The 22,696-nt window shown below is 69.3% G+C and carries 9 protein-coding genes and 2 tRNA genes; 2 read left to right on the forward strand and 9 right to left on the reverse strand.

Features of this window, described 5'->3' with window-relative positions:
• Positions 1-23 precede the first annotated feature (23 nt).
• On the forward strand, positions 24-1,733 hold the full coding sequence (locus ACSQ19_RS01160; RefSeq protein ID WP_435999395.1) for a hypothetical protein: 1,710 nt from the start codon (positions 24-26) through the stop codon (positions 1,731-1,733).
• A gap of 82 nt (positions 1,734-1,815) precedes the next feature.
• On the opposite strand, the gene ACSQ19_RS01165 is transcribed toward ACSQ19_RS01160, so the two are convergent.
• From ACSQ19_RS01165 to ACSQ19_RS01185, 5 genes are all read right to left on the reverse strand, one after another.
• A complete protein-coding gene (locus tag ACSQ19_RS01165) occupies positions 1,816-3,597 on the reverse strand; it encodes a glucosamine inositolphosphorylceramide transferase family protein (protein WP_435999397.1) in 1,782 nt (593 codons plus the stop codon).
• A complete protein-coding gene (locus tag ACSQ19_RS01170; protein WP_296282575.1) occupies positions 3,594-4,373 on the reverse strand; it encodes an alpha/beta fold hydrolase in 780 nt (259 codons plus the stop codon). The genes ACSQ19_RS01165 and ACSQ19_RS01170 overlap by 4 nt, the downstream gene beginning before the upstream one ends.
• On the reverse strand, positions 4,366-5,154 hold the full coding sequence (locus tag ACSQ19_RS01175; protein WP_435999400.1) for a hypothetical protein: 789 nt from the start codon (positions 5,152-5,154) through the stop codon (positions 4,366-4,368). The genes ACSQ19_RS01170 and ACSQ19_RS01175 overlap by 8 nt, the downstream gene beginning before the upstream one ends.
• A gap of 139 nt (positions 5,155-5,293) precedes the next feature.
• A complete protein-coding gene (locus ACSQ19_RS01180; RefSeq protein ID WP_435999402.1) occupies positions 5,294-11,830 on the reverse strand; it encodes an amino acid adenylation domain-containing protein in 6,537 nt (2,178 codons plus the stop codon).
• Positions 11,831-11,841: 11 nt separating this feature from the next.
• Positions 11,842-19,260 carry an amino acid adenylation domain-containing protein gene (locus tag ACSQ19_RS01185; RefSeq protein ID WP_435999404.1) on the reverse strand — a complete coding sequence of 2,473 codons (7,419 nt, stop codon included), beginning with the start codon at positions 19,258-19,260 and terminating at the stop codon, positions 11,842-11,844.
• Positions 19,261-19,358: 98 nt separating this feature from the next.
• On the opposite strand from ACSQ19_RS01185, the gene ACSQ19_RS01190 reads away from it, so the two are divergent.
• Entirely contained in the window at positions 19,359-19,778 is a 420-nt protein-coding gene (locus ACSQ19_RS01190; RefSeq protein WP_296280659.1) for a J domain-containing protein, read from the forward strand.
• A gap of 9 nt (positions 19,779-19,787) precedes the next feature.
• Here ACSQ19_RS01190 and ACSQ19_RS01195 read toward each other — a convergent pair whose 3' ends face one another.
• The 4 genes from ACSQ19_RS01195 to ACSQ19_RS01210 form a co-directional block, all read right to left on the reverse strand.
• A complete protein-coding gene (locus tag ACSQ19_RS01195) occupies positions 19,788-21,182 on the reverse strand; it encodes a TIGR03013 family XrtA/PEP-CTERM system glycosyltransferase (RefSeq protein ID WP_296280657.1) in 1,395 nt (464 codons plus the stop codon).
• A gap of 150 nt (positions 21,183-21,332) precedes the next feature.
• Positions 21,333-22,181, reverse strand: coding sequence for a 4'-phosphopantetheinyl transferase family protein (locus tag ACSQ19_RS01200; protein WP_435999407.1), 849 nt, complete (start codon positions 22,179-22,181; stop codon positions 21,333-21,335).
• Positions 22,182-22,278: 97 nt separating this feature from the next.
• Positions 22,279-22,355, reverse strand: a tRNA-Arg gene (locus ACSQ19_RS01205).
• A gap of 177 nt (positions 22,356-22,532) precedes the next feature.
• Positions 22,533-22,625, reverse strand: a tRNA-Ser gene (locus tag ACSQ19_RS01210).
• Between the last annotated feature and the right edge of the window lie 71 nt (positions 22,626-22,696).

Genomic DNA, 22,696 nt, shown 5'->3' on the forward strand with positions numbered 1-22,696 from the left:
ACGGCCGACAGGAGCCGTTCTAGATGACTGCATCCCGCATTTTGTCCCCCCGTAGCCTGCTGGGCCTCGTGCTGGTCCCGCTGGGCCTGGTCGCTTCGGCCGCCCACGCCCAGTCGCTGGGTGTCTGCAACTCGTTCTACACCTCCGGCTTCTCCCTCGCCGAGGGCAAGGTCAATCCGGCCATGCCGGCGCTGGGCAAGCCCGCCAAGGGCGCCGTGTTGAAGGAGCCGAACTTCAACACCTGCCTGGTCCGTGCCACGGACCATGCCGTCGAGCCGCCGAGCACCTTCGCCCGCAACGACTACTCGCGCCGGCAGGCGTTCAACGCCGACAACACCTATTTCATCGTCTACTCGAACGATGGCTGGTGGCACCTCTACAACGCCAACACCCTGGCGCACGTCCGCGCGCTGTCGCCCAAGGTGGCCAACGCCAACGTGTCCTCGGCGTACCACATGGCCGGCGATGCCGAGCCGCAGTGGCACCCCACCAATCCCAATATCCTGTACTACCTGCCCACTAACGGCGGCACCACGCTGCTGTCGCTCGATGTGCGCACCAACACGCACACGGTGGCGGCGGACTTCAACGGCAAGCTGCCGTCGTGGGCGTCGACCGCCGCCCACATCTGGACCAAATCGGAAGGCTCGCCGTCGGCTGATGGCCGGTACTGGGGCTTCCAGGTGGAGAACAGCAACTTCGGCCTGCTGGGCTACATCGTGTGGGATCTCCAGCAGAACCGTCTGGTCGGCAGCCGCCAGGACAGCAACCGCCCCGATCACTCCAGCATGTCCGCCTCGGGTCGCTGGTACATCACCTCGTCCGACGACACCGGCACGTGGGCGTGGTCGCCCGACTTCACCCAGAAGAAGAAGCTGCACGCCAAGAGCGAGCACTCCGACATGGCGCTGGGCCCGAACGGCCAGGACTACTACGTGTCGGTGGACTACCAGAGCTCGGCCGGCGATGTGTTCTTCACCGACGTCGACGCCTGCCCGGCGGTTGCCGCCAGCGCCACGACGGCGCCGGTCTGCCCGCGCACCGTGCTCTTCCCCAGCTACGCCAACGGTGCCGCGACCGCGATGCACTTCTCCGGCAAGGGCTTCAGCAAGCCGGGCTGGATGGTCTGGAGCACCTACGCCACCACCGGCGCGCGCGATGGTTCCTGGCCGTGGTTCACCAACAAGATCTACGCCGTGGAACTGAAGGCGAACCCGCGCGTGTATGCGCTGGGCTATACGCGCCGCGCCGAGTCCGCGGGCGGCTACTGGTCCGAGCCGCACGCCTCGGTGAGCCGCGACTTCACCCGGATCGCGTTCAACAGCAACTGGGCGGTCAACGACGCCAACAACATCGATACGTACATCATCCACATCCCGCAGTCCGCGCTGCCCGGCGGCACCACGGCGCCGCCGCCGACCAGCGGACGCGTCACCGGCGGCACCCTGCCCCCGCTGACCAATACGGCGACGACGGCGGGTAGCCAGCCGATGTCCGCAGGTACGGCCCCGGCGGTGACCGGTGGCAGCACCTCGACCGTTCCGGCGTCGGGTGATGTCGGCACCGCTGCCACGACCAGTGTCGCCTCGCGCGCCGCGCGGAGCGCCAAAGCCAATGCGCGCCGCGCGATGTCGGCACTGCGGCGCAGCAGCCCACGGCTGACCAGTGCCCTGCTGTCGCTGCCGCTGGTCTACTGGGCGGACCAGCAGTGGGAGCTGGACGGGCAGAAGTAAGCCGTCGCCGCGCCCCCGCGGCACACGATCACGAGGCCGGCGGAACCCTGGGTTCCCCGGCCTTTCTGCTTTCTGCGCGACGTCACAGGTACCACGGCCAGAGCGACGCGCCCCACAGCAGTCCCAGCCGCGACTGCTGCATCACGTGCGAAACCCGAGACGCCATGCGTGGCGAGCGTGCCGCGGGATCGTGGGTCACCGGCATCCGTCGCGCTGCATCGGGTGGCACGCCGTGGGCGTCCAGCACCTGCCATCGCCCGGCGGCATTGAAGGTATGGCACCCATCGTGGTCCGGTGCCCAGGTCGGGTCCAGTTGCGAACTCCTGCGCTCGCGGTAGCGTTCGGGATCGAGTTCGATGACTTCGTTGAACACCACCGCCGCGCCATACACCGGTGCACAGCACTGGGCGGGACGCCAAAGGCGCCCGCCGTGGTGGAACAACCGGCCTGCCGGACGCGCGCTGCGCACGTCCGCGACGAGCGGGTTGGCCGGATGCGGGCGGTAGGGTCCCTCGAGCGCGTCGGCGACGAACAGGAACAGTTCGTCGGACGGATTGCCGCCACTCTCGGATACGTTGCCGAACAGGTACCAGTGCCCGTCATGGTGGTGCAGCGTCGGGTCCACGCAGGCGCAGCCTTCGAGCAGATCGCAAACGCGGGTCCAGCCGCGCGGAAAGTCGGTCGTGCGGTACAGGCTGACGCGATCGGCCTCGTAGGATTCCACCGTCATGTACCACGCCCCTTCCCAGCGGAACACCTGCGGATAGGAAAGGTGGAAGGGCTCGTCCAGCACGGTGCCTAGATTGATCGCCGTACCGTCGTCCAGGATCTGCAGGCATGCGATCACGCCCTGGTTGCGCGCATCGACGAACTCCTCGACGAACAGCAGGCAACGTGCGTCGTCGTCGACCAGGAAAGGATCCGCCCAGTAGTCCTTGCCCGGCGCCACCAGCGCACGCGAGGCGCCGATGCGCGGTGCCTCCGGCAGTACCGGGTCTGCGGCATCCGGCATCAGCACGTACCAGGGTTGGTGCGTGGCGCGGCGCCGTGCGCCGGACTGCAGGAGCAGGCGCAGCGCGATCCACGCGGCATGCACGCACATGCCCATGTTCCAGCGGATCGGCGCCGGCCCCACCTGCAGACGCGCCATCGACGCGGTGCCGCCCGTGTCGGGCAGGTCGCGGATCGCGCGCAGCAGCAGCGCGGGCAGCTTCAGGAACGCCATGTCGCGATGCTGGCTGAAGGACACGGCGCGCGTCGCGCCCCAGCTGCCGGCCAGCACCTCGGGCGCGGCGGCTCCGTCCCGGCACAGCTCCAGCGTGATCGGCGTGGCATCGTGCCCTTCCAGGATCGGCGACAGCAGGGCCGCACCCGCACGCACAGGATCACGCAGGTCGCCGTCGAGCAGCCAGCAGCCGTGCGTGGCCACGCTGGCGAAGGCACGGCCCCATGCGACCGGCGCCATGCAGATGACCAGGTCCGGGGCCAGCGCGGACAGGCGGTCGCGGATCGCGGCGGAATCGCGCAGGACGGAGGTGTCTCCCGTCGCAGGGCCATGCAGGTCCGCGGGCAGCGTCCCCGTGGTCAGCGGGCCTTCCATCGGACGTCCGCGCAGGCGCAGGAACAGTCGGAGCAGCGTGCGCTCCAGCCAGAGGAACGGGAACAGGCCGAGCGGCAGCCGGCGCGGCGACGGCTCCGCGTGCGCTTCCGCGTACACGGCGAGCAACTCCATGTCGTCACGGTCGCGCGACAGTTCGAACGCGCAGGTCAGCCAGCGCGGCACGCGTGCGGGCCCGACGAACACGACGCGCAGGGGCCGCGCGCGGCGGCGGGCGTACAGCGAGGTACGCAAGCGCGCCGTCATGCCGCCACCGCCCAGTCGCGCACCTGCGCGAGCACGTCGTCGCGGTGCGACGGCGACAGGATCAGGTGGTCGATCTCCGGCCTGAACGCAACGCGCAGGTGCGGGTGGTGGCGATGACGGCCGAACGTGGCGTCGAGTTGCCGGGGATGGAGCAGGTAATACGAAACACCGCCGGTATAGAGCGCGAAGATGCGGACGCCGCGCTCGAGCAGTTGATCCAGTTCGTCCAGGAATTGCGGGTGCGCAGGCCAGTCGCGGTAATCGAGCAGGCCCGGCGCATCCTCCGGACGGGACCGGAAGAAGCGCGCCAGCATGCCGAACCAGCGCGTCGGCGCGCGCGACAGCACCAGTCCCATCTGGCCCACCCGGAACCACGCGTTCTGCACGGCCAGGCCATCGAGCAGCCACAGGCCGTCCACGCGCGGATCCTTCACCGCCGTGCGCCAGCCGAGGTCGGCCGCACTGCAGATGCCACCGACGATGAAGCGATCATTGCCGGTGGCGGCCTGCGCGGCATCCATCGCCTCCCGCACGACCTCCGTCTTGCCGGGATGCGAGCCCGCGGGGGCATCGCCCACCATCGGCAGGTCGAAGCGCAGCACGTCGTACCCTTCGGCCGCCAGCGTGCGCGCCAGCCGGACGTGCAGACGGAACGGACCCATCCGGTGGATCAGGCCGGCGTTGAACAGGACGAACGTGCGTCCACGGCGCGTCCCCTGCGCACGGGTCAGCAGGCCGAACGCCTTGCCGCCATCCAGCGGAATCACATCATCCATGCGCGTGCCGCTCCGGTTGCCACTGCGTGGCCTGGTCGAGGACCTCCTGCAGCCCGCCCAGGGGAATGAGGCCATCGAGATCGATTTCGCTGGTCCATCGCTGCAAGGCGTCGGGCAGCACGAAGCGCGCATCCGCGCGGACCGGGCCTTCGCCCACCGGCGTGTCGAACAGCGCCACCGGCACGCCCGGATCGCCGTCGAGACGCAGCGCCCGCATCTGCGCGGGAAAACCTGAAGGCAGGCGATAGCCCATCAGATCGTCGGGCGTCGCGGGTGCGGCCGAGCGTGCACGCGGGTAGCGCGACCGCGAGTTGCGTTCGCTCGCATCGCGCCTGCGCAAGGTCTCGACATGGCGCGCGCCGTCGACGACGGGTTGCCAGAGCCAGAGCGCCGACGCGCCGAGCGACGCCGCTTCCCGCCATGCGAACATGGCCGACGCGCGCACGGCCATGAGGTACAGCGGCACGCCGGGCGCGATGCTGCGCGCGGCGGCGGCGGCCAGTGCCAGGTCGCGCGACGCGCCTTCGGGATCGAACGCGGACTCCTCGCCTTCCGAATCGCCGGTACCGAAATAGTCGAAGCGCAGGCACGCCATGCCGCGGTCCGCGATCATTCCGGCCAGTTGCGAGAAGAAACGGTAGCTGCGCATGTGTTCATGCAGCAGCGGCGGGCACATCAGCACGACGGCGTCCGCGCGCGCCTGCCGCGGAAGGTGGCGGATGCAGAACAGTCGCCGGTCGTCCACGCCGAAGAATCCCGGCGTCATCGTGGTGTCGCTCATCGCCGGCATGCGCAGCGCCCCGTCCGGCGCACGCAACCTGCGGACACTTCCGTCCGCGCTGATCCGTTCAACACCACGTTCCTCCCCAGTATCGGCGCCTGCCGGGCGGCCATCGCCACGCCGCGTCCCCGCCGCCACGCTAGCGGACACGGGACCGACTCCCACGCCGCCACCAGTTCGCCATCCGGCGGAACATACCGACAGGCGGCGCCTCGGCCGCGCCGTCGATACGATCGCCTGCCGACGATGGCAGCTGTTCCGCCGCCTGCGCAAGGGTCTGCGTGGCCAGCTCCAGGATCCGCAGGCGCACGCCGGTGTCGCGCGCGACCCGGTTGGCCATCTGCACGGCGAGCATCGAATGCCCGCCTACCTCGAAGAAATTGTCGCCCGCCTCGACCGGCACGCCCAGCATGTCGCTCCAGACCTGCGCCAGGTACGCCTGGCGCGGGTCGTCGAAGTACGCGGGCCCGGCGGTGCCGTGGTCCGGGGCCGATGCCGAAGGTACTGGCAAGCGGCTTCGATCCAGCTTGCCGTTCGGCAGCAGCGGCACCGCCGGCAGCCTGACGATGTGCTGCGGCACCATGTAGCGCGGCAGCGCATCGCGCAATGCGGCCAGCAGACGCTGCTCGTCGGCCTCGCCGTCGGTGTCCATCACCACATACGCCACCAGGCGCACATCGCCCGGCGTGTCCTCGCGCACGATCGCCACGGCGCGCTGCACGCCCGCCTGCCGTGCCAGCACGTGTTCGATCTCGCCCAGTTCGATGCGATGGCCACGCACCTTCACCTGGAAGTCCAGCCGGCCTTGGTGCTCGAGCACGCCGTCGGTGCGCCAGCGCCCGCGGTCACCGGTGCGGTAGAGGCGCGCGCCCGAGGCGGTGCCGCCCGAGACCAGATGATCGGGGATGAAGCGGTCGGCGGTGAGTTCGGGGCGGTCCAGGTAACCTTGGGTGACGCCGGCGCCACCGATGTGGATCTCGCCCGACACGCCCGGCGGACACAGCGCACCGCGCGCATCGAGGACCCACACTGTGGTATTGGCGATGGGACGCCCGATGTGGATGTCGGGGCTGCGCCCGTCTTCGCCCGGCAGGATGCGTGTGCAGGTCGACCAGACGGTGGTCTCGGTCGGGCCATACATGTTCCACAAGTCCACGCCGCAGCCCAGCAGGTCCACTGCCAGGTCCGGCGGCAACGGCTCGCCGCCGCACAATGCCTTGAACGGCCCGTCCGCCTTCCAGCCCACGTCGCGCAACATGCGCCAGGTCGAGGGCGTGGCCTGCATCACCGTCGCCTTCGCGGTGCGCAGCAGTCGGGCCAACGCATCGCCATCGATGGCCTGCTCGCGGCTGGCGACGACCACATGGCCCCCCACCGCCAAGGGCAGGAACAGCTCGAGCACGGCGATGTCGAACGAGGTCGTCGTCACCGCGACCAGCCTGTCGTTCGCGGACAGGCCGGGTTCGCGCGCCATGCTGGCGAGGAAGTTCACCACCGCACCGTGCGGCACGCAGACGCCCTTCGGCTTGCCGGTGGAACCCGAGGTGTAGATGACGTACGCCGTCGCGTCCTGTCCGCCGAGGGTGGCGTCGTGGACGGCCGGCACGCGCGGAGCGGCGGCGATCGCGTGCGCATCGGCGTCCAGCCGCAGCAGACGCTCCATGGGCAGGTCGAGCGGCGCCGCGAGATCACCTTCGCTCACCACCAGGCGAAGGCCTGCGTCGTCGACCATGAAGCGCAGTCGGTCCGGCGGGTAGGCCGGATCGAGCGGCACGTAGGCAGCGCCGGTCCGCCATACCGCCAGCATCGCCGCCACCAGATCCGCGTGGCGGTCGAGGCAGATGCCGACCCGGTCGCCGGCCTGTACGCCGCGACGCACGAGCTCGTCGCCGATGCGGGCACTGCGTTCATGCAGGGCGCGATAGGCCACCTCGTTGCCGTCGCAGGACACGGCGACCGCGTCGGGCGCCAGCACGGCCTGCGCGTGCAGCAGCGCATGTGCCGTGCGTTCGGCAGGCACGGCCACGGCGGTCGAGTTCCACTGGCCCAGCTTGGCGGCATCGTCGGCGCCGACGATCGGCAGCGACCCGATGGTCGACTCGGGCTGGCGGGCGATCGCGTCCAGCAGGGTGCCGAAGCGGTAGCCGATCGCGCGCGCGCCTTCCGGCGTCAGGATGTCCGCGTTGTAGCCCAGTGCCCCCGACAGGCCGGTCGGATGCTCGAGGAACCAGATGCCCAGGTCGTGCGCCATGCCCTTCTGGAACATCAGCAGGTGTTCATGGCGCAGTTCGCCCCACTGCAGGTTGCGCGCACGCACATCCTGGAACGAGAACAGCGCCTGGTAGATCGGCGAGCGGCTGGGATCGCGCGCGACCTTCAGTGCCTGCATCAGGTGTTCGAACGGGACGTCGGGATGGTCGAGCGCTTCCACCAAGCCGGCCTTGACCTCTTCCACCAACGCCAGGAACGGCATCGCCGGATCCAGCCGCCTGCGCAACGGCAGCACGTTGACGAAGAAGCCCATCACCTTTTCCAGCGCATCGCTGGGACGGTTGCGGAACGGCATGCCGACGACCAGGTCGTCCTGTCCGCTCAGGCGGTGCAGCAGCACGTAGTACGCGGCCAGCAGGGTCATGAACAAGGTCGCGCCGACGCGCCCGCCTACCTGCCGCAGGGCATCCGTGGTGGCACTGTCCACGTGCACCCAGTCGGTACCGCCGATGCCGCTGGCGCGCGCCGGCCGCGGCTTGTCTTCCGGCAGGTGCAGCGGTTCGCCGCTGCCCGCGAGGTGCGTGGTCCAGTACGTCACCTGCCGCTGCAGCGCGTCGCCTTCCAGTTGCTGGCGATGCCAGGCGGCGAAGTCACCGTAACTCGTCTCCAGCTCCGGCAGCGGCGAGGCCTGGCCCTGGGCGAAGGCCGCGTACAGCACCGACATCTCCGCGTAGAAAATGTCGAACGACCACCCGTCCCAGATCACGTGGTGGGTCATGAAGTAGAGCACGTGGTCGTCTTCGGCCAGCGTGTACAGCGCCACGCGGAACAACGGGCCCTGGTCCAGCACGAAGGGTTGCGCGGTGCGGGCCTCCAGGTCGGCCATCAGCGTGGCCATGCGCTCCGGTTCCGGCAGGTGGGTCAGGTCGATGGCGGGCAACAGCGGGACATCGAGCGCATCGTCGATGACCTGCACGGCCGTCTCGCCCTGCGACACCAGGCGCGTCCGCAGCGAGGCCTGGCGCCGCACCATTTCGCGGAATGCGCGGTCCAGCGCCTGCAGGTCCATCGGGCCATGCAACCGGTGCGCCGACGGCGTGTTGTAGGTGACCGTTCCCGGCTCGATCTGCTCCAGCACCCACAGGCGCTGTTGCATCAGCGTCATCGGCGCGGTGCTCTGGTCGGCGAGCTTCGGCACGATCAGCGCGGCGGACGCGGCGTCCTGCGGCAGCCCGCCCATGCGTGCACGGAGCGCCTCGGACAGACCGCGCGCCGTCGGCGTGTCGAACAGCTGTCGCAGCGGCACGGGCAGCCCCAGCGCGCGACCCAGGCGCGTGCACAGTTGCGCGGCCAGCAACGAATGACCTCCCGCCTCGAAGAAGCCGTCGTCCATGCCCAGGCCCGGACGCCCGAGGACGTCCTCCATCGCTTTCACCACCTGCGCCTGCAGCGCATCGGCCGGGGCGGTCGCCGGCGACGAGCGCGTCGCGGCGGCCGCATCCACGGTCGACGCCTCCGGCGCAGGCAGCGCCTTGCGATCCACCTTCCCGTTGGGCAACAGCGGGATCGCCGGCAGTCGCAGGATGTGCTGCGGCACCATGTAGTCGGGCAGGTGCTGCTTCAGGTGGTGCACCAGCGCGGCGTCATCGACGCCCGGCGAGGATGCGGGAACGACATACGCCACCAGCCGCACATCACCGGGCCGGTCCTCGCGCGCCATCACGACCGCGCGCGCGAGTGCCGGATGCGTCAGCAACTGGCTTTCGATTTCGCCCAGCTCGATGCGGTACCCCCGCACCTTCACCTGGAAGTCGAGACGTCCCAGGTGTTCGAGCTCACCGTCCGGACGCCAGCGGCCGCGGTCGCCGGTGCGGTACAACGTCGGCGATGCGATGCCGGTACCGAAGCCGGCGGCCGTGGTGGCGAACGCATCCGGCAGGAAACGGTCCGCCGTCAGCTCGGGCCGGCCGAGATAGCCCAGCGTCACGCCTTCGCCACCGATGCAGATCTCGCCCGGCACGCCCCGCGGACAGGGCTGGCCGTTGTCGTCGAGGATCCAGACCTGCGTGTTGGCAATGGGACGGCCGATATGGATGTCGGGCATGCCCGGCTGCGCCGGTGCCATCACGCGCGTGGCCGTCGACCACACCGTCGTCTCGGTGGGGCCATAGAGATTCCACAGCTCGCCGCAGCGCGGCAGCAGTGCCTGCGCCAGGTCCGGCGGCAGCGGTTCGCCGCCGCACATCGCCTTGAAGCCCGCACGCCCTTCCCACCCCGCTTCGAGCAGCAGGCGCCAGCTGGCCGGCGTGGCCTGCATGGCGGTGGCGTCGGTCGCGGCCAGCAGCGCGGACAGCGCAAGGCCGTCGATCACCGTGTCCTTGCCGGCCAGGATGATCTCGGCGCCCACGCTCAGCGGCAGCATCAGCTCGAGGACGGCGATGTCGAAGGACAGCGTGGTCACCGCGACCAGGCGATCCTCGGCCGACAGACCGGGCTGGACCTGCATGGCGGTGACGAAATTGGACACCGCGCGGTGCGGTACCTGCACGCCCTTCGGGCGGCCGGTAGAGCCCGAGGTGTAGATGACGTAGGCCGGCCCTTCCGGATCCGCGGCGCCGCCATCGCGTCCCAGTCGCGCGGCCGGCAATGTGGCGAGTTCGGTCGCCAGCGAGTCGAGCGCCAGCACCGGACGCCCGCGAAGATCGAAGCGGGCCGCGTGGTGCGACTGGGTGACCAGCGCCGCCAGGCCTGCATCGCCGGCCATGTACGCGAGCCGGTCGGCGGGAAACTGCGGGTCCAGCGGCACGTAGCCGGCGCCGGCCTTGAGGATGCCCAGCAGGGCCGCCAGCATGTCGGCGCCACGGTCCAGCGCCAGGCCGACCAGTGCGCCCTTCTGCACGCCATGCCGGCGGAGCAGGTGCGCAATGCGGTTGGCGCGCACCTCCACCTGGCGGTACGTCAGCGCGCCATCGTCCGCGCGCACCGCGTTGCGATCCGGCGCGCGGTCGCACTGCCGTTCGAAGAATTCGTGCATGCGGCACTGGCGATCGAACGCCACGGGCGCCGGCTGCAAGGCCACCAGTTCCGCCAGCATGGCCGCGTCGACCAGCGGCAAGCGTGCGATCCGTTCGCCCGGTGCCTCGCACGCCGCCCGCAGCAGCGTCTCGAAGGCCGACAACCATCGGCGCACCGTGGCCGCCTGGAACAGGTCGGTGTTGTACTGCGTTTCCAGCCGCAAGGTGCCGTCGACCTGCACGGCGTTGATCGACAGCTCGAAGTTCTCGTAGTGGCGGGGATTGGTGGTGAAGTCCAGCGCCAGGCCCGGGAAGCCGCTTTTCTCCTGGTCCAGCGCCTGGTCGATGTTGAACATCACGCTGACCAGCGGCAGGCGTGCGGGGTCGCGCGCGATGCGCAGCTTCTTCAGCAGCGTGCCGAAGGTGTAGCGCTGGTGCTCGATGGCATCCAGCAGCGTGGTCTGCGCGGCATCGACGACCTGGGTGAAGCTGTCGCTGGACTGCAGGTCGAACTTCAAGGGCAGCAGGTTGACGCAGTGCCCGACGAGATGGTCATGGCCATCCACCGACTGTCCCGCCGCCGGAATACCCACCACCACCTGCTCCTGCCCCGCGATGCGCGACAGCAGCGCGGCGAAACCGCCCAGCAGGGTCGCGAACAGGCTGGCACCGCGTCGTGCACCGAGCCGGCGCACGGCGGCCACCAGGTCGGCGTCGAGCACGTGGTCCTCGCGCAGCGACGCGAAGCTGCGGCGCGCGGGGCGCGGCCGGTCGGTGGGCAGGTCCAGCACGGGCGACAGGCCTGCGAACTGCGACAGCCAGTAGGCCTCGTCGTCGCGGTATTGCGGCCCCATCGGATGCCGCGCTTCCGCCAGCGCATAGTCGGCATAGTGCTCGGCCTCCGGCAGCGCGCCTTCGCCCTGCCCGTAAGCGGCTCCCAGTTCGCGCACGATCACCCACCACGACCAACCATCGCAGACCAGGTGGTGCGCATGCATCAGCAGCACGTGGTCCTGCGCGGACAGCCGCACCAGTTCGGCGCGGAACAGGCGGCCCTGCGCCAGGGCGAACGTGGTTTCGACGCCCGTGCGGCGACGCTCTGCAAGTTGCTGTTCGCGCTCGGCCGCAGGCAGCGGAGAAAGATCCGTCAACGGCAGCAGCAGCGGCGCGGGCTCCAGCACGCAGAAGGTCTCGCCGTCCGGACCGAAGCTGGCACGCAGCGCGTCGTGACGCGCAACGACGGCCTGCAGCGCACGCTGCAGGCGCGCAGCGTCCAGGGCACCGCGCAATCGCAGCGATACCGATTCGTTGTAGGCGAGGGACGCGTCTTCACCGAGCTGCGACGCCAGCCACAGCTCGCGCTGCGGCTCCGTGGTCGGCACCACGCGCGCCAGCGCGCCACCGGCGAACGGGTCGTAGTCGACGGCGATGGTCGCGTCCTGGCGTTGCACCCTCGCCTCCCTCACGCAGTCACCCGGAGATACTGGCCGGGAGCATCGGGATTGGGCACGTACCACGCCGGGCGGCCGTCGGGGTCGCGTCCCAGCCGGGCGCCGGGCGCAACCGGATCAGCCGCGTCCATGACCGTGCGCGAGGTGGCCGCGTGGCGCGGCAGCAGTTCGGCTTCCTGCAGCTCAAGCACTGCTTCCTTCCACGCCTGCGTGATGGCCTGGAAGTCGGCCTCGCTGTGGGCGGTGGTGAAGAAGCACGGGAAATTGTCGAGGATGTGGATGCCACGGCTGCGCATCATCGCGAACAGCAGGTCCTGCAACGGATGCTCTTCGTCGAAGTGCGTGCGCCACAGCGATGCGAAGTGCTTGATGCGCACCGGCGCGCCGACGCCCTCCGAGAACGCATTCAGTTCCGCCGCCATCGCCGCGGTGCGCTCGTTGAGGCGCTGCTGCAGGGCCGCGCCGTGTTCCTTCATGTGCAGCAGCGACGCCTTCGCCGCCGCGAGCGTGAGCGGATGGCGCACGAAGGTGCCGGCGAAGTAGGTCACGCCGGCCGGCGGCGTGGAGTCGTCGCCGTACTGCCAGTAGCCACCATCCAGCGCATCCATGTACTCGCGCTTGCCGGCCATGACACCGATCGGATAACCGCCACCGACCACCTTGCCGTACGTGCACAGGTCGGCCTTGATGCCGAACAGCACCTGCGCACCGCCGGGATGCGAGCGGAAACCGGTGATCACTTCGTCGAAGATCAATACCGCGCCGGCCTCTGCCGTGATCTTGCGGACGTCCTTGAGGAACTCGACCGGCTGGAAGTCGGGACGGCGGCTCTGCACCGGCTCCACCAGCACGGCCGCCAGCTCGTGCGCGCGCTCGCGGATGATCTGCAGGGTTTCCGGCGTCCCGTAATCGAGCACCAGCACCTTCTCCGCGGTGTTGCGCAGGATGCCGGGGGCGGCCGGCACGGCGCGCAGCTTCTTGGTGCCGCGCACGATCACTTCGTCGTTGATGCCGTGGTAGGAACCGGAGAACACCACGATGGTCTCGCGGCCGGTCGCGGTCCGCGCGATGCGCATCGCGCCGAGCACCGCCTCGGAGCCGGTGTTGCACAGCGCGGCGCGATCGTGGCCGGTCAGTTCGCACACCAGCTGCGACACTTCGCCGGCCAGCGGATGCATCGGGCCGATCTCGTAGCCCTGTTCGATCTGCTGCTTCACCGCATCCACCACGAAGTCCGGCTGCCAGCCGAAGAGGCTGGTGCCGAAGCCATTCAGGGCGTCGACGTATTCATGCCCGTCGATGTCCCACACGTGGGATCCCTTCGAGCGCTGCACGACGATCTGGTACACGATCTCCTTGGTGAGCGGCCGGAAGCCGGTCACCACGCGCGGATCGGCCATGTGGCCGCGATGCTGCTGCGTGTAGGCCTTGGAGTTGGGCGTGCGTGCCGTGTACCGACGGATGAAACCATCGAGGCGTTCGCGCTGGTGCGGGTTGAGTTCGGTACCGTTGTGCGCGTCGATGCGGGCGATCGCGCCGAAGGCCTTCTTGACGTCGTAGCGCGTATGGGCGAGCGCCGCCTCCTCGTCGGCGGCGACGGCCGTGCCCGCGGGTGCGGGCGCGGCAACCGGTGCGGACGGCGGCACGGAGACCGGCGCGGCCTCCATGGGCGGCGCGGGCGTGGGCGCCACGGCGGCAGGCGCGACGGGTGCGGTGCCCGCAAGCAGGGCCAACTGCTGGGACATCAATTGCATCTGCTGGGCGATCAGCTGGCTCAGCGCATCCCCGCCTGCCAGTGCCCGCATCGGCGCGACCGTCATGGGCGCCGGTGCGGGCGCCAATGTCGCCGGCATCGCGAGGGCCGACGGTGCCGCGAGCACCGCGGGCGCTGCGCTCTGGACGACGGGGGCCGCCGGGGCCGGAGCGGTTTCGGGCGGCAATTGCGCATCCAAGCCCTGGGTCAGGCGATCGAGACTGGCGTATTCGCCCATCAACTGGCGGAAGGTGATGCGCACCGGGAAGGTCTTCTGCAACTGCAGCGCGACCTGGGTCAGCATCAGGCTGTCCAGGCCCAGCTCGATGAAGTTCGCATCGCCGTCCGCGTCGGACAGCTCGAAACCGGCCACGTCCTCGAACACCTCGCGCAACTGCGCGGCAATGCGGGGGCGACGATCGGCAGCGGGCGGTGCGATTTCGGGCACGACGGACATCAGGAACTCCGGGGCCGCACGCGCGGCCAGGCTGGGGTGGGGAATGACGTTGCGGGGCACCGCATGGGCGGCCTCTACCCAATAACGCTTTTTTTCGAACGGATAGGTCGGCAGGCAGAGACGCAGGCGACGGCCCCGTCGATCCAGGGCCTCGGCATGCACGTCGACGCCCTGCGACCACAGCTGCCCGAAGGCGTTCAGCAAGGCCGCATGTTCGCCCTCCACGTTGTCCGCCAGCGAGGCAACGGCGGCAATGCGGTGCTTCTGCAGCAGGGGTTGCTGGCGCGATAGCGTGGCGAGGGTGTTGCGCGGGCCGATCTCCAGCAGCACGCGACCAGGACGCTCCAGGACGTGGGCGACGGCAGAGGAGAAGCGCACGGGCTCGCGCAGATGGCGTGCCCAGTATTCCGGCGACACCGCCTGCGCGTCCGCCAGCCATTCGCCGCTTGCGGTCGACAGGATGGGCAGCGACGGCGCGTGGCGCACCAGCGCCTCCACTTCCGCGCGGAATGCCGGCACCACGGCGTCCATCATCGCGGAGTGGAACGCGTGGGATGTCTTCAGCGCGCGGCAGGCCACGCCCTCCCCCTCCAGCTGCTGCTGGAAGGCGGCGATCGCCTCGTGCGGCCCCGCCACCACGCAGGCGCCCGGTGCATTCTCCGCCGCCAGCGACAGCGCATCTGGCAGGCGCGCCTGCAGCGCATCGAGCGGCAGGCGCACGGACAGCATCGCGCCCGCGGGCTGCGCCTGCATCAGGCGGCCGCGGCGCGCGACCAGCCGCAACGCATCCGGCAGCGAGAACACGCCCGCCAGTGTCGCGGCGACGAATTCGCCGACGCTGTGGCCGACCATGGCCGTGGGCACTACGCCATGCGACATCCACCAGCGCGCCAGTGCGTATTCGATGCTGAAGATCGCGGGCTGCATGATGGCGGTGGGCAGCAAAGCGTCGGCATCGTCTCCGAACACCAGCGCGCGCAGGTCTTGGCCCAGTTCGACATCGAGCACCTGCGCGCAGTCGTCGAACGCGGCGCGGAAGGCCGGTTCGGCGGCGTAAAGCGCCCTTCCCATGCCGGCGTACTGGCAGCCCTGCCCGGGGAACATGAAGACGACATCCGCCGCCTGGACAGGCCGCGACTTCGATGCATTGGCCGACACATCGGCGCTGCGCAGCAGCGCGACCGCGTCTGCCGCACTCGCCGCCGCCACGGCGATGCGATGCGGGAACGCCTTGCGACCCACGGCGAGTGTCCATGCCACGTCAGCGACGTTGAGAGCGGGTCCGCGTTCCAGGTGATCCGCGAGCCGGGCGACCGCCTCGCCCAGGGCGACGGGCGTGCGCGCCGACAGCGTGAGCACCTGCGGGCCGTCGCCGGGGTCGGATGGCGCAACCGCGGGCGCTTCCTCCATCACCACGTGCGCATTGGTGCCGCCCACGCCGAAGGAGCTGACCCCCGCGCGCCGCGGTTGGCCCTCGAGCGCATTCCAGGGCGCCAGCTCGCCGCTCACGCGGAATGGCGTGCGCGTGAAGTCGATCACCGGGTTGGCATGGCGGAAGTGCGCGGTCGGCGGCAGGCAACGCTCGCGCAGCGCATAGGCCGTCTTGATGACGCCGGCGGCACCGGCCGCCATCAGCAGGTGGCCGACGTTGCTCTTCACCGAGCCGACCACACAGAAGTCCGTGTCGTCGGTACTCTGGCGGAACGCGCGCGTCAGCCCTTCGATTTCGATGGGGTCGCCCATCGGAGTGGCGGTACCGTGGGCCTCCACGTACCCGATGCTGCGCGCCTCCACGCCTGCATCGGCGTGCGCCATGGCGATCACCGCGGCCTGCCCTTCGCTGCTCGGCGCGGTGAAGCTGGCTTTCTGGCCGCCGTCGTTGTTGACCGCCGCGCCACGCACCACGGCATGGATCGGGTTGCCATCGGCGATGGCATCGGAGAGGCGCTTGAGCAGGACGACGGCCGCCCCGTCGCTGAACACCGTGCCGCTGGCATCGGCATCGAAGCTGCGCGTATGACCGTCGGCGGAGAGCATGCCGCCTTCCTGGTACACGTGTCCGCTGCGCACCGGGCAGGTCACCGCGATGCCGCCTGCCAACGCCATGCTGCAACGCCCCGCACGCAGGCTGTCGATCGCCTGGCTGATGGCGACCAGCGAGGTGGAGCACGCGGTGTGCACGCTGACGGCCGGGCCGGTGAGGTTCAGCTTGTGCGCGACGCGCGTGGCGATGTAGTCCTTCTCGTTGCCGAGCATCACCTGGAACGCGCCGAGCTTGTCGACCAGGTCGGGATGCGCCAGCACGTTGCGCTGGTAATAGCTGGCGTTGTACATGCCGGCGAACACGCCGACCGGCTCCGTCGTCGCATCCGGCACGTGGCCGGCGCGCTCGATGCATTCCCAGCACAGCTCCAGAAAGATCCGCTGCTGCGGATCCATCAGTTCCGCTTCCTTCGGCGAGATGCCGAAGAAGGCGGCGTCGAACTTGTCGACGTCGTCGAACACGCCCCGCGCCGGTACGTACGCCGGGTCGGCACGCTGCGCATCGGGAATCCCGGCATCCAGCTCATCGGCGGCGAAGCGGCTGACGCTGTCGCGACCGGCGCACAGGTTGTCCCAGAACGCTTCGACGGTCGAGGCGCCCGGGAAGCGACCGGCCATCGCCACGATGGCGATCGGCTCGTGGGCGTGCAGGTCGCGCCGGGCAGACATGCGCGCGGCGTCCAGCGGCTGGCGCTGGCCATCCGCCATCGCGGCGGCGAGTTGCGCCGGCGTCGGCGCGCGGAACAGCGCCATGGCGGGCACATCACCCACGCGCTCGCGGCGCGCCGCTTCGAGTACACGGATCGCCAGCAGCGACGTACCCCCGAGGTCGAAGAAGTTGTCGTCGCGCCCCAGGTCTTCCAGGTCGAGCACATCGGCGAAGATGCGGCACAGCGCCGCTTCGGTCGCATCGCGTGGCGCGCTGTACGCCCCGGCCCATTCGGGACGTCCACGACCGGGGCGCGGCAGCTTGTGCCGGTCCAGCTTGCCGTTCGGCGACAGCGGCAGCGCGTCCATCTGCACATACGCCACCGGCACCATGTAGTCAGGTATTGCCTCCACCAGATGCTGCCGCAGGCGCTCCAGGTCGACGGGCGCATCCCGGTCCCGGGGCGCTAGGTAGGCCACCAGGCGCTTGAGGCCGGGCACGTCCTCGCGCGCCAGCACACCCGCTTCGCGCACGCCGGGGAACGCCATCACCTGCGCCTCGATCTCGCCGAGCTCCACGCGGAAACCGCGGATCTTCACCTGGAAGTCCTGCCGCCCCAGGTATTCGACCGTCCCGTCCGGCAGCCAGCGACCGATGTCGCCGGTGCGATACATGCGCGCGCCGGCGCAGTCGACGAACGGATCGGGCAGGAAACGTTCGGCCGTCAGGTCATCGCGATGCAGGTAGCCGCGCGCGACCACCGGACCTGCCAGGTAGAGCTCGCCGACCACACCGAGGGGCAACGGACGGCCCTGCGCGTCGAGCACGTAGATGCGCGCATTGGCGATGGGCCTGCCGATGGTGGGCAGGCGCGGCCAGGCATGCGGATCTTCCGGCAACGTCAGCGCGGTGACCACATGGGTTTCGGTGGGACCGTAGTGGTTGTGCAGGCGGCAGCCCGGCAGCTGTTCGAAGAAACGCACGATCTTCGGTTCGATGCGCAGTTGCTCACCGGCGGTGATCACTTCGCGCAGCGCACACGCGATGCGCTGGCCCTCGGGCAGCGAGGCAAGGTGGCCCTCCAGGCCCTCGGCCAGCATCTGCAGCGCGAAGTACGGCAGGAACATGCGCTCGATGCGCTGTTCGACGATGGTCTCGAACAGCTTGCCCGCGCTCATGCGCGTTTCCTGGTCGATCGTATGGAGCGTCCCGCCGGTCGCCAGGGTGGCGAAGACTTCCTGGAACGCGACATCGAAACCCAGCGCTGCGAACTGCAGGGTACGCAGCGGCGCGTCATTGCCGGGCTCGCGCATCTGCCACTGGATCAGGTTGACCAGCGGCCCGTGCGGCATCGCCACGCCCTTGGGCTTGCCGGTGGAACCGGAGGTATACAGCACGTAGGCCAGATCTTCGGGGCCCACGCCGGCCTCGTCGTCGGCCAGATCGTGCGATGCCATCGACGTGGCAGCCGCATCGGCGTGCTGCATGTCGATGACGACCAGGTGTTCGGGAAGTTCGCCCAGCACGTCACGCGCCTCGCGCTCCATGCCCGGCATCGTCAGCAGCACGCGCGGCGCGCTGTCGGCCACCGTATAGGCCAGGCGGTCGGCGGGATACGTGGGATCCAGCGGCACGTAGGCACCGCCCGCCTTGAGTACGGCCAGCAGGCCGAGCGCCACCTCGATGCCGCGATCGACGTAGATCGCCACGCGCTCATCCCGTCCCACGCCGTGGTGCTTCAGCATCCGGGCCAGCCGGTTGGCGCGCGCATTGAGTTCGGCGTAGGTCAGGCGCGCATCGCCCTGCACGAGGGCCACGGCGTCCGGGGTCTCCGCCACCCGCGCCTCGAACAGGCGATGTACACCGGCTACCCGGGGGAACGGGTGGGCCGTGTCGTTGCCGAACGCGAGCAGATCGCCTGCCGCGTCCGCAGGCACGATCGCGGCCTCCGACAGGAGCGTATCCGGCGCTGCGGCGAGCGATGCCAGCAGGCACGCCCAATACGACAGCCATTGGCGCAACTGCGCGTCCGTATAGCCACCGTCGTGGTCGTGCAGCACCACGTCGCCGCCGATCAGCTGCAGCACCAGCGGACATGCCGGCGGGTCGGCCGCTTCGCGTACATAACCCGCCCACGGTGCCGCGTCGCTGGCGAAGGCGGCCGTTGCGTCCGGCGCCGGGGCGGCTGACGCATCGAGCGCCGCCACAAGCCGGCCGGTCGCGCTGGCGACTTGCTCGCCGTCCAACGCCAGCGTCCATGCGAGCGCGGGCTTCGTCCCGTCTCGCGACCAGGCCAGCGACACGCATGCCATAGGCTCGACGGTCATCCGTGCGAGCAGCGTGGCCCAGGCCACTGCCGCGACTGCATGCGTTTCCACGCCGATCTCGCTCGCGAGCTGCGCGAGTTCCGCCGGTTGCGGCATGCGCGCCGACGTGATGCCGGCATGCGGCGCGCTGCGCCAGGGCAAGGCCTGGCTCGCCGCCGGTGAGCGGCGAGGATCGTCGAGAGTGTCGCTGGCAGTGTCCACGTCGGTGCCCCATGGAGGCCGTCCGCGCCTCCCCATTCCTCCAGAACGTATGGGAAGATAGATTCAGGTCACAACGTGAACGTTTTCATCCCCGCGCCATGGAAGTCGATTTCCATTCGTTGTACAGCGAACTGCGGGTGCAGCCCGACTGCAGCCTGGACGACTTCAAGCGCGCCTATCGGCGGCGCGTCGCCGAGCTGCATCCCGACCGGCACGGCGACCAGGCCGTGCGACCCGACATGCCGGGAATGTCGTTGCCCGACCTGACGTTGCGCTACAGCCAGGCGATGCAGTTCTTCCGCGCGCATGGCCGACTTCCCGGCAGCCCTCCGCCGCGGGTAAACGTGCGGACCACCCACCTGACGCGTCCTCCGCGCCCGCACGTCGCGCCGGCCACAGGCGAATCCCCGGGATTCGCCAATGTCTCGCAGCGCAGCTGGCTCGTCCTGCTGGTGCTGCTGGCGATCGCCGCCTACCTGGTGTTTTCTTCGCCTCCGGCGTCGGCCGCCCTTCGCTGACCGGCGCGCTCAGCGCGCGCCACGCCCGAACAGCACGACTTCGACGGTCTGCAGCAGGATCATCATGTCGAACACCAGGCCATGGTTCTTGACGTAGAAGAGATCGAACTTCAGCTTCTCTTCGGCGTCCTTCACGGACGCGCCGTACGGATAGCGCAGCTGCGCCCAACCGGTCAGGCCCGGCTTCACGCAATGGCGGACACGGTAGTAGCGGACTTCGTCGTTCAACATGTCGACGAACTGCGGGCGCTCGGGGCGCGGCCCGACGAAGCTCATGTCGCCGCGAAGCACGGCGAACAGCTGCGGCAGTTCGTCCAAGCGAGTCTTGCGGATGAAGCGGCCCACGCGTGTGGTGCGATCGTCGTCCTTGCTCGCCCACACCGCGACGCCGCCCTTTTCCGCATCCGTCCGCATGCTGCGGAACTTGGTCAGCTTGAAGTGGTTGCCACGCTCGCCGACGCGGATCTGGCTGTAGAGGATCGGGCCACCGGATTCGAGCCATACCGCCAGCGCGGTCAGCAGCATCAGCGGCCACGCGAGCAGCAACAGCGCGCCTGCCGCGAGCAGGTCGAAGAACCGCTTGCTGAGTCGCCTCGGCGTGGAGTAATCGAAGCCGCCGGAGAAAACCAGCCAGGACGGATCGACGATGTTCAGCTGCACCATGCCCGCTTCGCGTTCGAAGAAGGTCGACAGGTCGATGACGTTCACCCCGTGCTGCACGCACTGAAGCATGTCTTCCATCGGCAGGCCGCCGCGACGCTCGTCCGGTGCGATCACCAGCTCGTCGATCTGCAGGTCTTCCACCAGGTCCGCCAGCGTGCCCTCGGGCTTCACCAGCAGGTCATCCCGCACGACCACCGGCTGGCCGGCCACGGGCACGAAGCCGACCACGATGAAACTGCGGCGGTCCGCCTTGCGCCGCATGCGGCTGTTGATGAGGTCGGCGTTGTTGCCGGCGCCCAGCACGAGCAGACGCTGCTTCAGCACATCCGTGCGGAACAGGCTCACGGACAGCATGCGCACCGCCACGATGCCTGCGGCCGACAGCGCCAGCGACAGCGCCAGCACGCCGCGGCCGATGTACGCCTGTGGCACCAGGTAATACAGCACGATCAGCGCGATGCCGCCGAGCACGAACGACATCAGGAAGCGCAGGAAGAAGTCCATGCGGCTGTGGCGCATGTGCACCTGGTAGAGGCCGAACGCCGCCATGGCGCCGGTCAGGCTCAGCGCCACCAGCAAGGCGCGTGCCGGCGCATGTTCGACGAACTCCAGGTGGGTCTCCTGGTCATTCAGGAAGCGCAGCCAGGCCGAGCCCAGCACGGCCAGCACGATGATCACCACCTCCAGCAGCCACAGGAACCGGATGGCCCTGGACTTCTGGCTCGCATGCGTCGACTTCATTACGTCCCCCTGATGCCTGATCGCCGGGCCCGGAACTACCGCCTCGCGCGACGCCGCCGCGTGAGAAGGACCCGGCCCTGATGCCCCTCACTTTCGAAAAACGCAAAAAGTGAGAGATCCGGACACACGCCTGCCCGCCGCACGACGGCCCTAGCGGACTTCGTCCCTTCGCATCGGCCGCAGCCAGCCGGCGATACAGCCGGCACCCGGCGGCCGCGCCACGGCGCAGACGACATCAGGCCCCAGATCCAGCCGCTCGATCTCCACCGTTGCCGTGCCGTCCGGATGCAGCGCCACGACGCCTTCTACAGGCAGGGAGAACGTATCCATCTCGCGTTCCAGCCCGACGCCGGCCGCTTTCAGGAAGGCCTCCTTGCGAACCCAAAGATCGAGCAGCGCCGCCGCGCGATCGGCGTCGGGAACCTGCGCAATGCGTGCCGACTCGGCAGCGTGGCAGATGCGTCCGGCGATCTCCGGCATGACCTGCGCGCGACTCACCGGTTCGATGTCCACCCCGACGTCGCCGGACATGCTCACTGCAACGGCCACCACACCTTCGGCGTGGCTGAGACTCGTCTGTTCCAGCCTGCCCTCGAGCAGGGGTCGACCGCGGGCATCCCGCGCCAGCCGCACCTGCGCCGCCGGGACACCCAGAGCATGCGCCAGCACCAGGCGATGCAACGCGTAAGCCAGCGCAAGGTCTGTGCGATGCCGTGGCTGCCGCTGCCGCTCCGCACGCCCGCGCTCGCGCGGATCGATGATCGCCAGCGCCTGCGTCTCCCATGCGCGCCAGTCCTGCAGCGCGAAGGCGGCTATCAGTACGTGTCGTTCCAGCGCAGGCTTCAATGCGATGCCGTTCAGGCACTGCGGAAACACGGATGCCATCGCGTCCGCGGACGGGTAGCGATCCGGTGAAAGCCCCGGGGGATGCGCGGATACGAAAGACATGCCGATGTCGGAATCACTACGTGAGCGAACCATCTTCGTCACGTACGTCACGACACGAACAGGTCACGCGGATCGCGATGACGCACGATCAGCGAAACCCCGAAACGCAAAGAGCCAGCGGATGGCCGCTGGCTCTTTGCGTTCGTAATGGCGCGCCCGGAGAGATTCGAACTCCCGACCGCCTGGTTCGTAGCCAGGTACTCTATCCAGCTGAGCTACGGGCGCGTGAGGAGCGGAATTATGCGTGAAGCGTTTTCCGCCCGTCAATCTTTTTTCTACCACTTCTTTGCACGACGACATCGTGCAAAGCACTACCGGAACACATCCTGCGAGCCTCGTTCGAGTGCCCGCTCTCGCCATCTTTCCGGCGCGTCACCCGACAAGCACGGGCAACCGCGGAACTGGCGGAGTGAGAGGGATTCGAACCCTCGATAAGGCTTTTGACCCTATACTCCCTTAGCAGGGGAGCCCCTTCAGCCGCTCGGGCATCACTCCGGTTTGACGCTCGTTGCAGCCAAGCTGCAGCGGCCGCATAGGATAGCGGCTCACCGCGCAGGCGGCAAACA

It is taken from the genome of Pseudoxanthomonas sp. LjRoot127, assembly GCF_964253495.1.
Lineage (GTDB): Bacteria > Pseudomonadota > Gammaproteobacteria > Xanthomonadales > Xanthomonadaceae > Pseudoxanthomonas_A.

Coding starts and splice junctions, on each gene's coding strand:
- ACSQ19_RS01160 (WP_435999395.1), top strand. CDS start 24: ATGACTGCATCCCGCATTTTGTCCCCCCGTAGCCTGCTGGGCCTCGTG.
- ACSQ19_RS01165 (WP_435999397.1), bottom strand. CDS start 3,597: ATGACGGCGCGCTTGCGTACCTCGCTGTACGCCCGCCGCCGCGCGCGG.
- ACSQ19_RS01170 (WP_296282575.1), bottom strand. CDS start 4,373: ATGGATGATGTGATTCCGCTGGATGGCGGCAAGGCGTTCGGCCTGCTG.
- ACSQ19_RS01175 (WP_435999400.1), bottom strand. CDS start 5,154: ATGAGCGACACCACGATGACGCCGGGATTCTTCGGCGTGGACGACCGG.
- ACSQ19_RS01190 (WP_296280659.1), top strand. CDS start 19,359: ATGGAAGTCGATTTCCATTCGTTGTACAGCGAACTGCGGGTGCAGCCC.
- ACSQ19_RS01195 (WP_296280657.1), bottom strand. CDS start 21,182: ATGAAGTCGACGCATGCGAGCCAGAAGTCCAGGGCCATCCGGTTCCTG.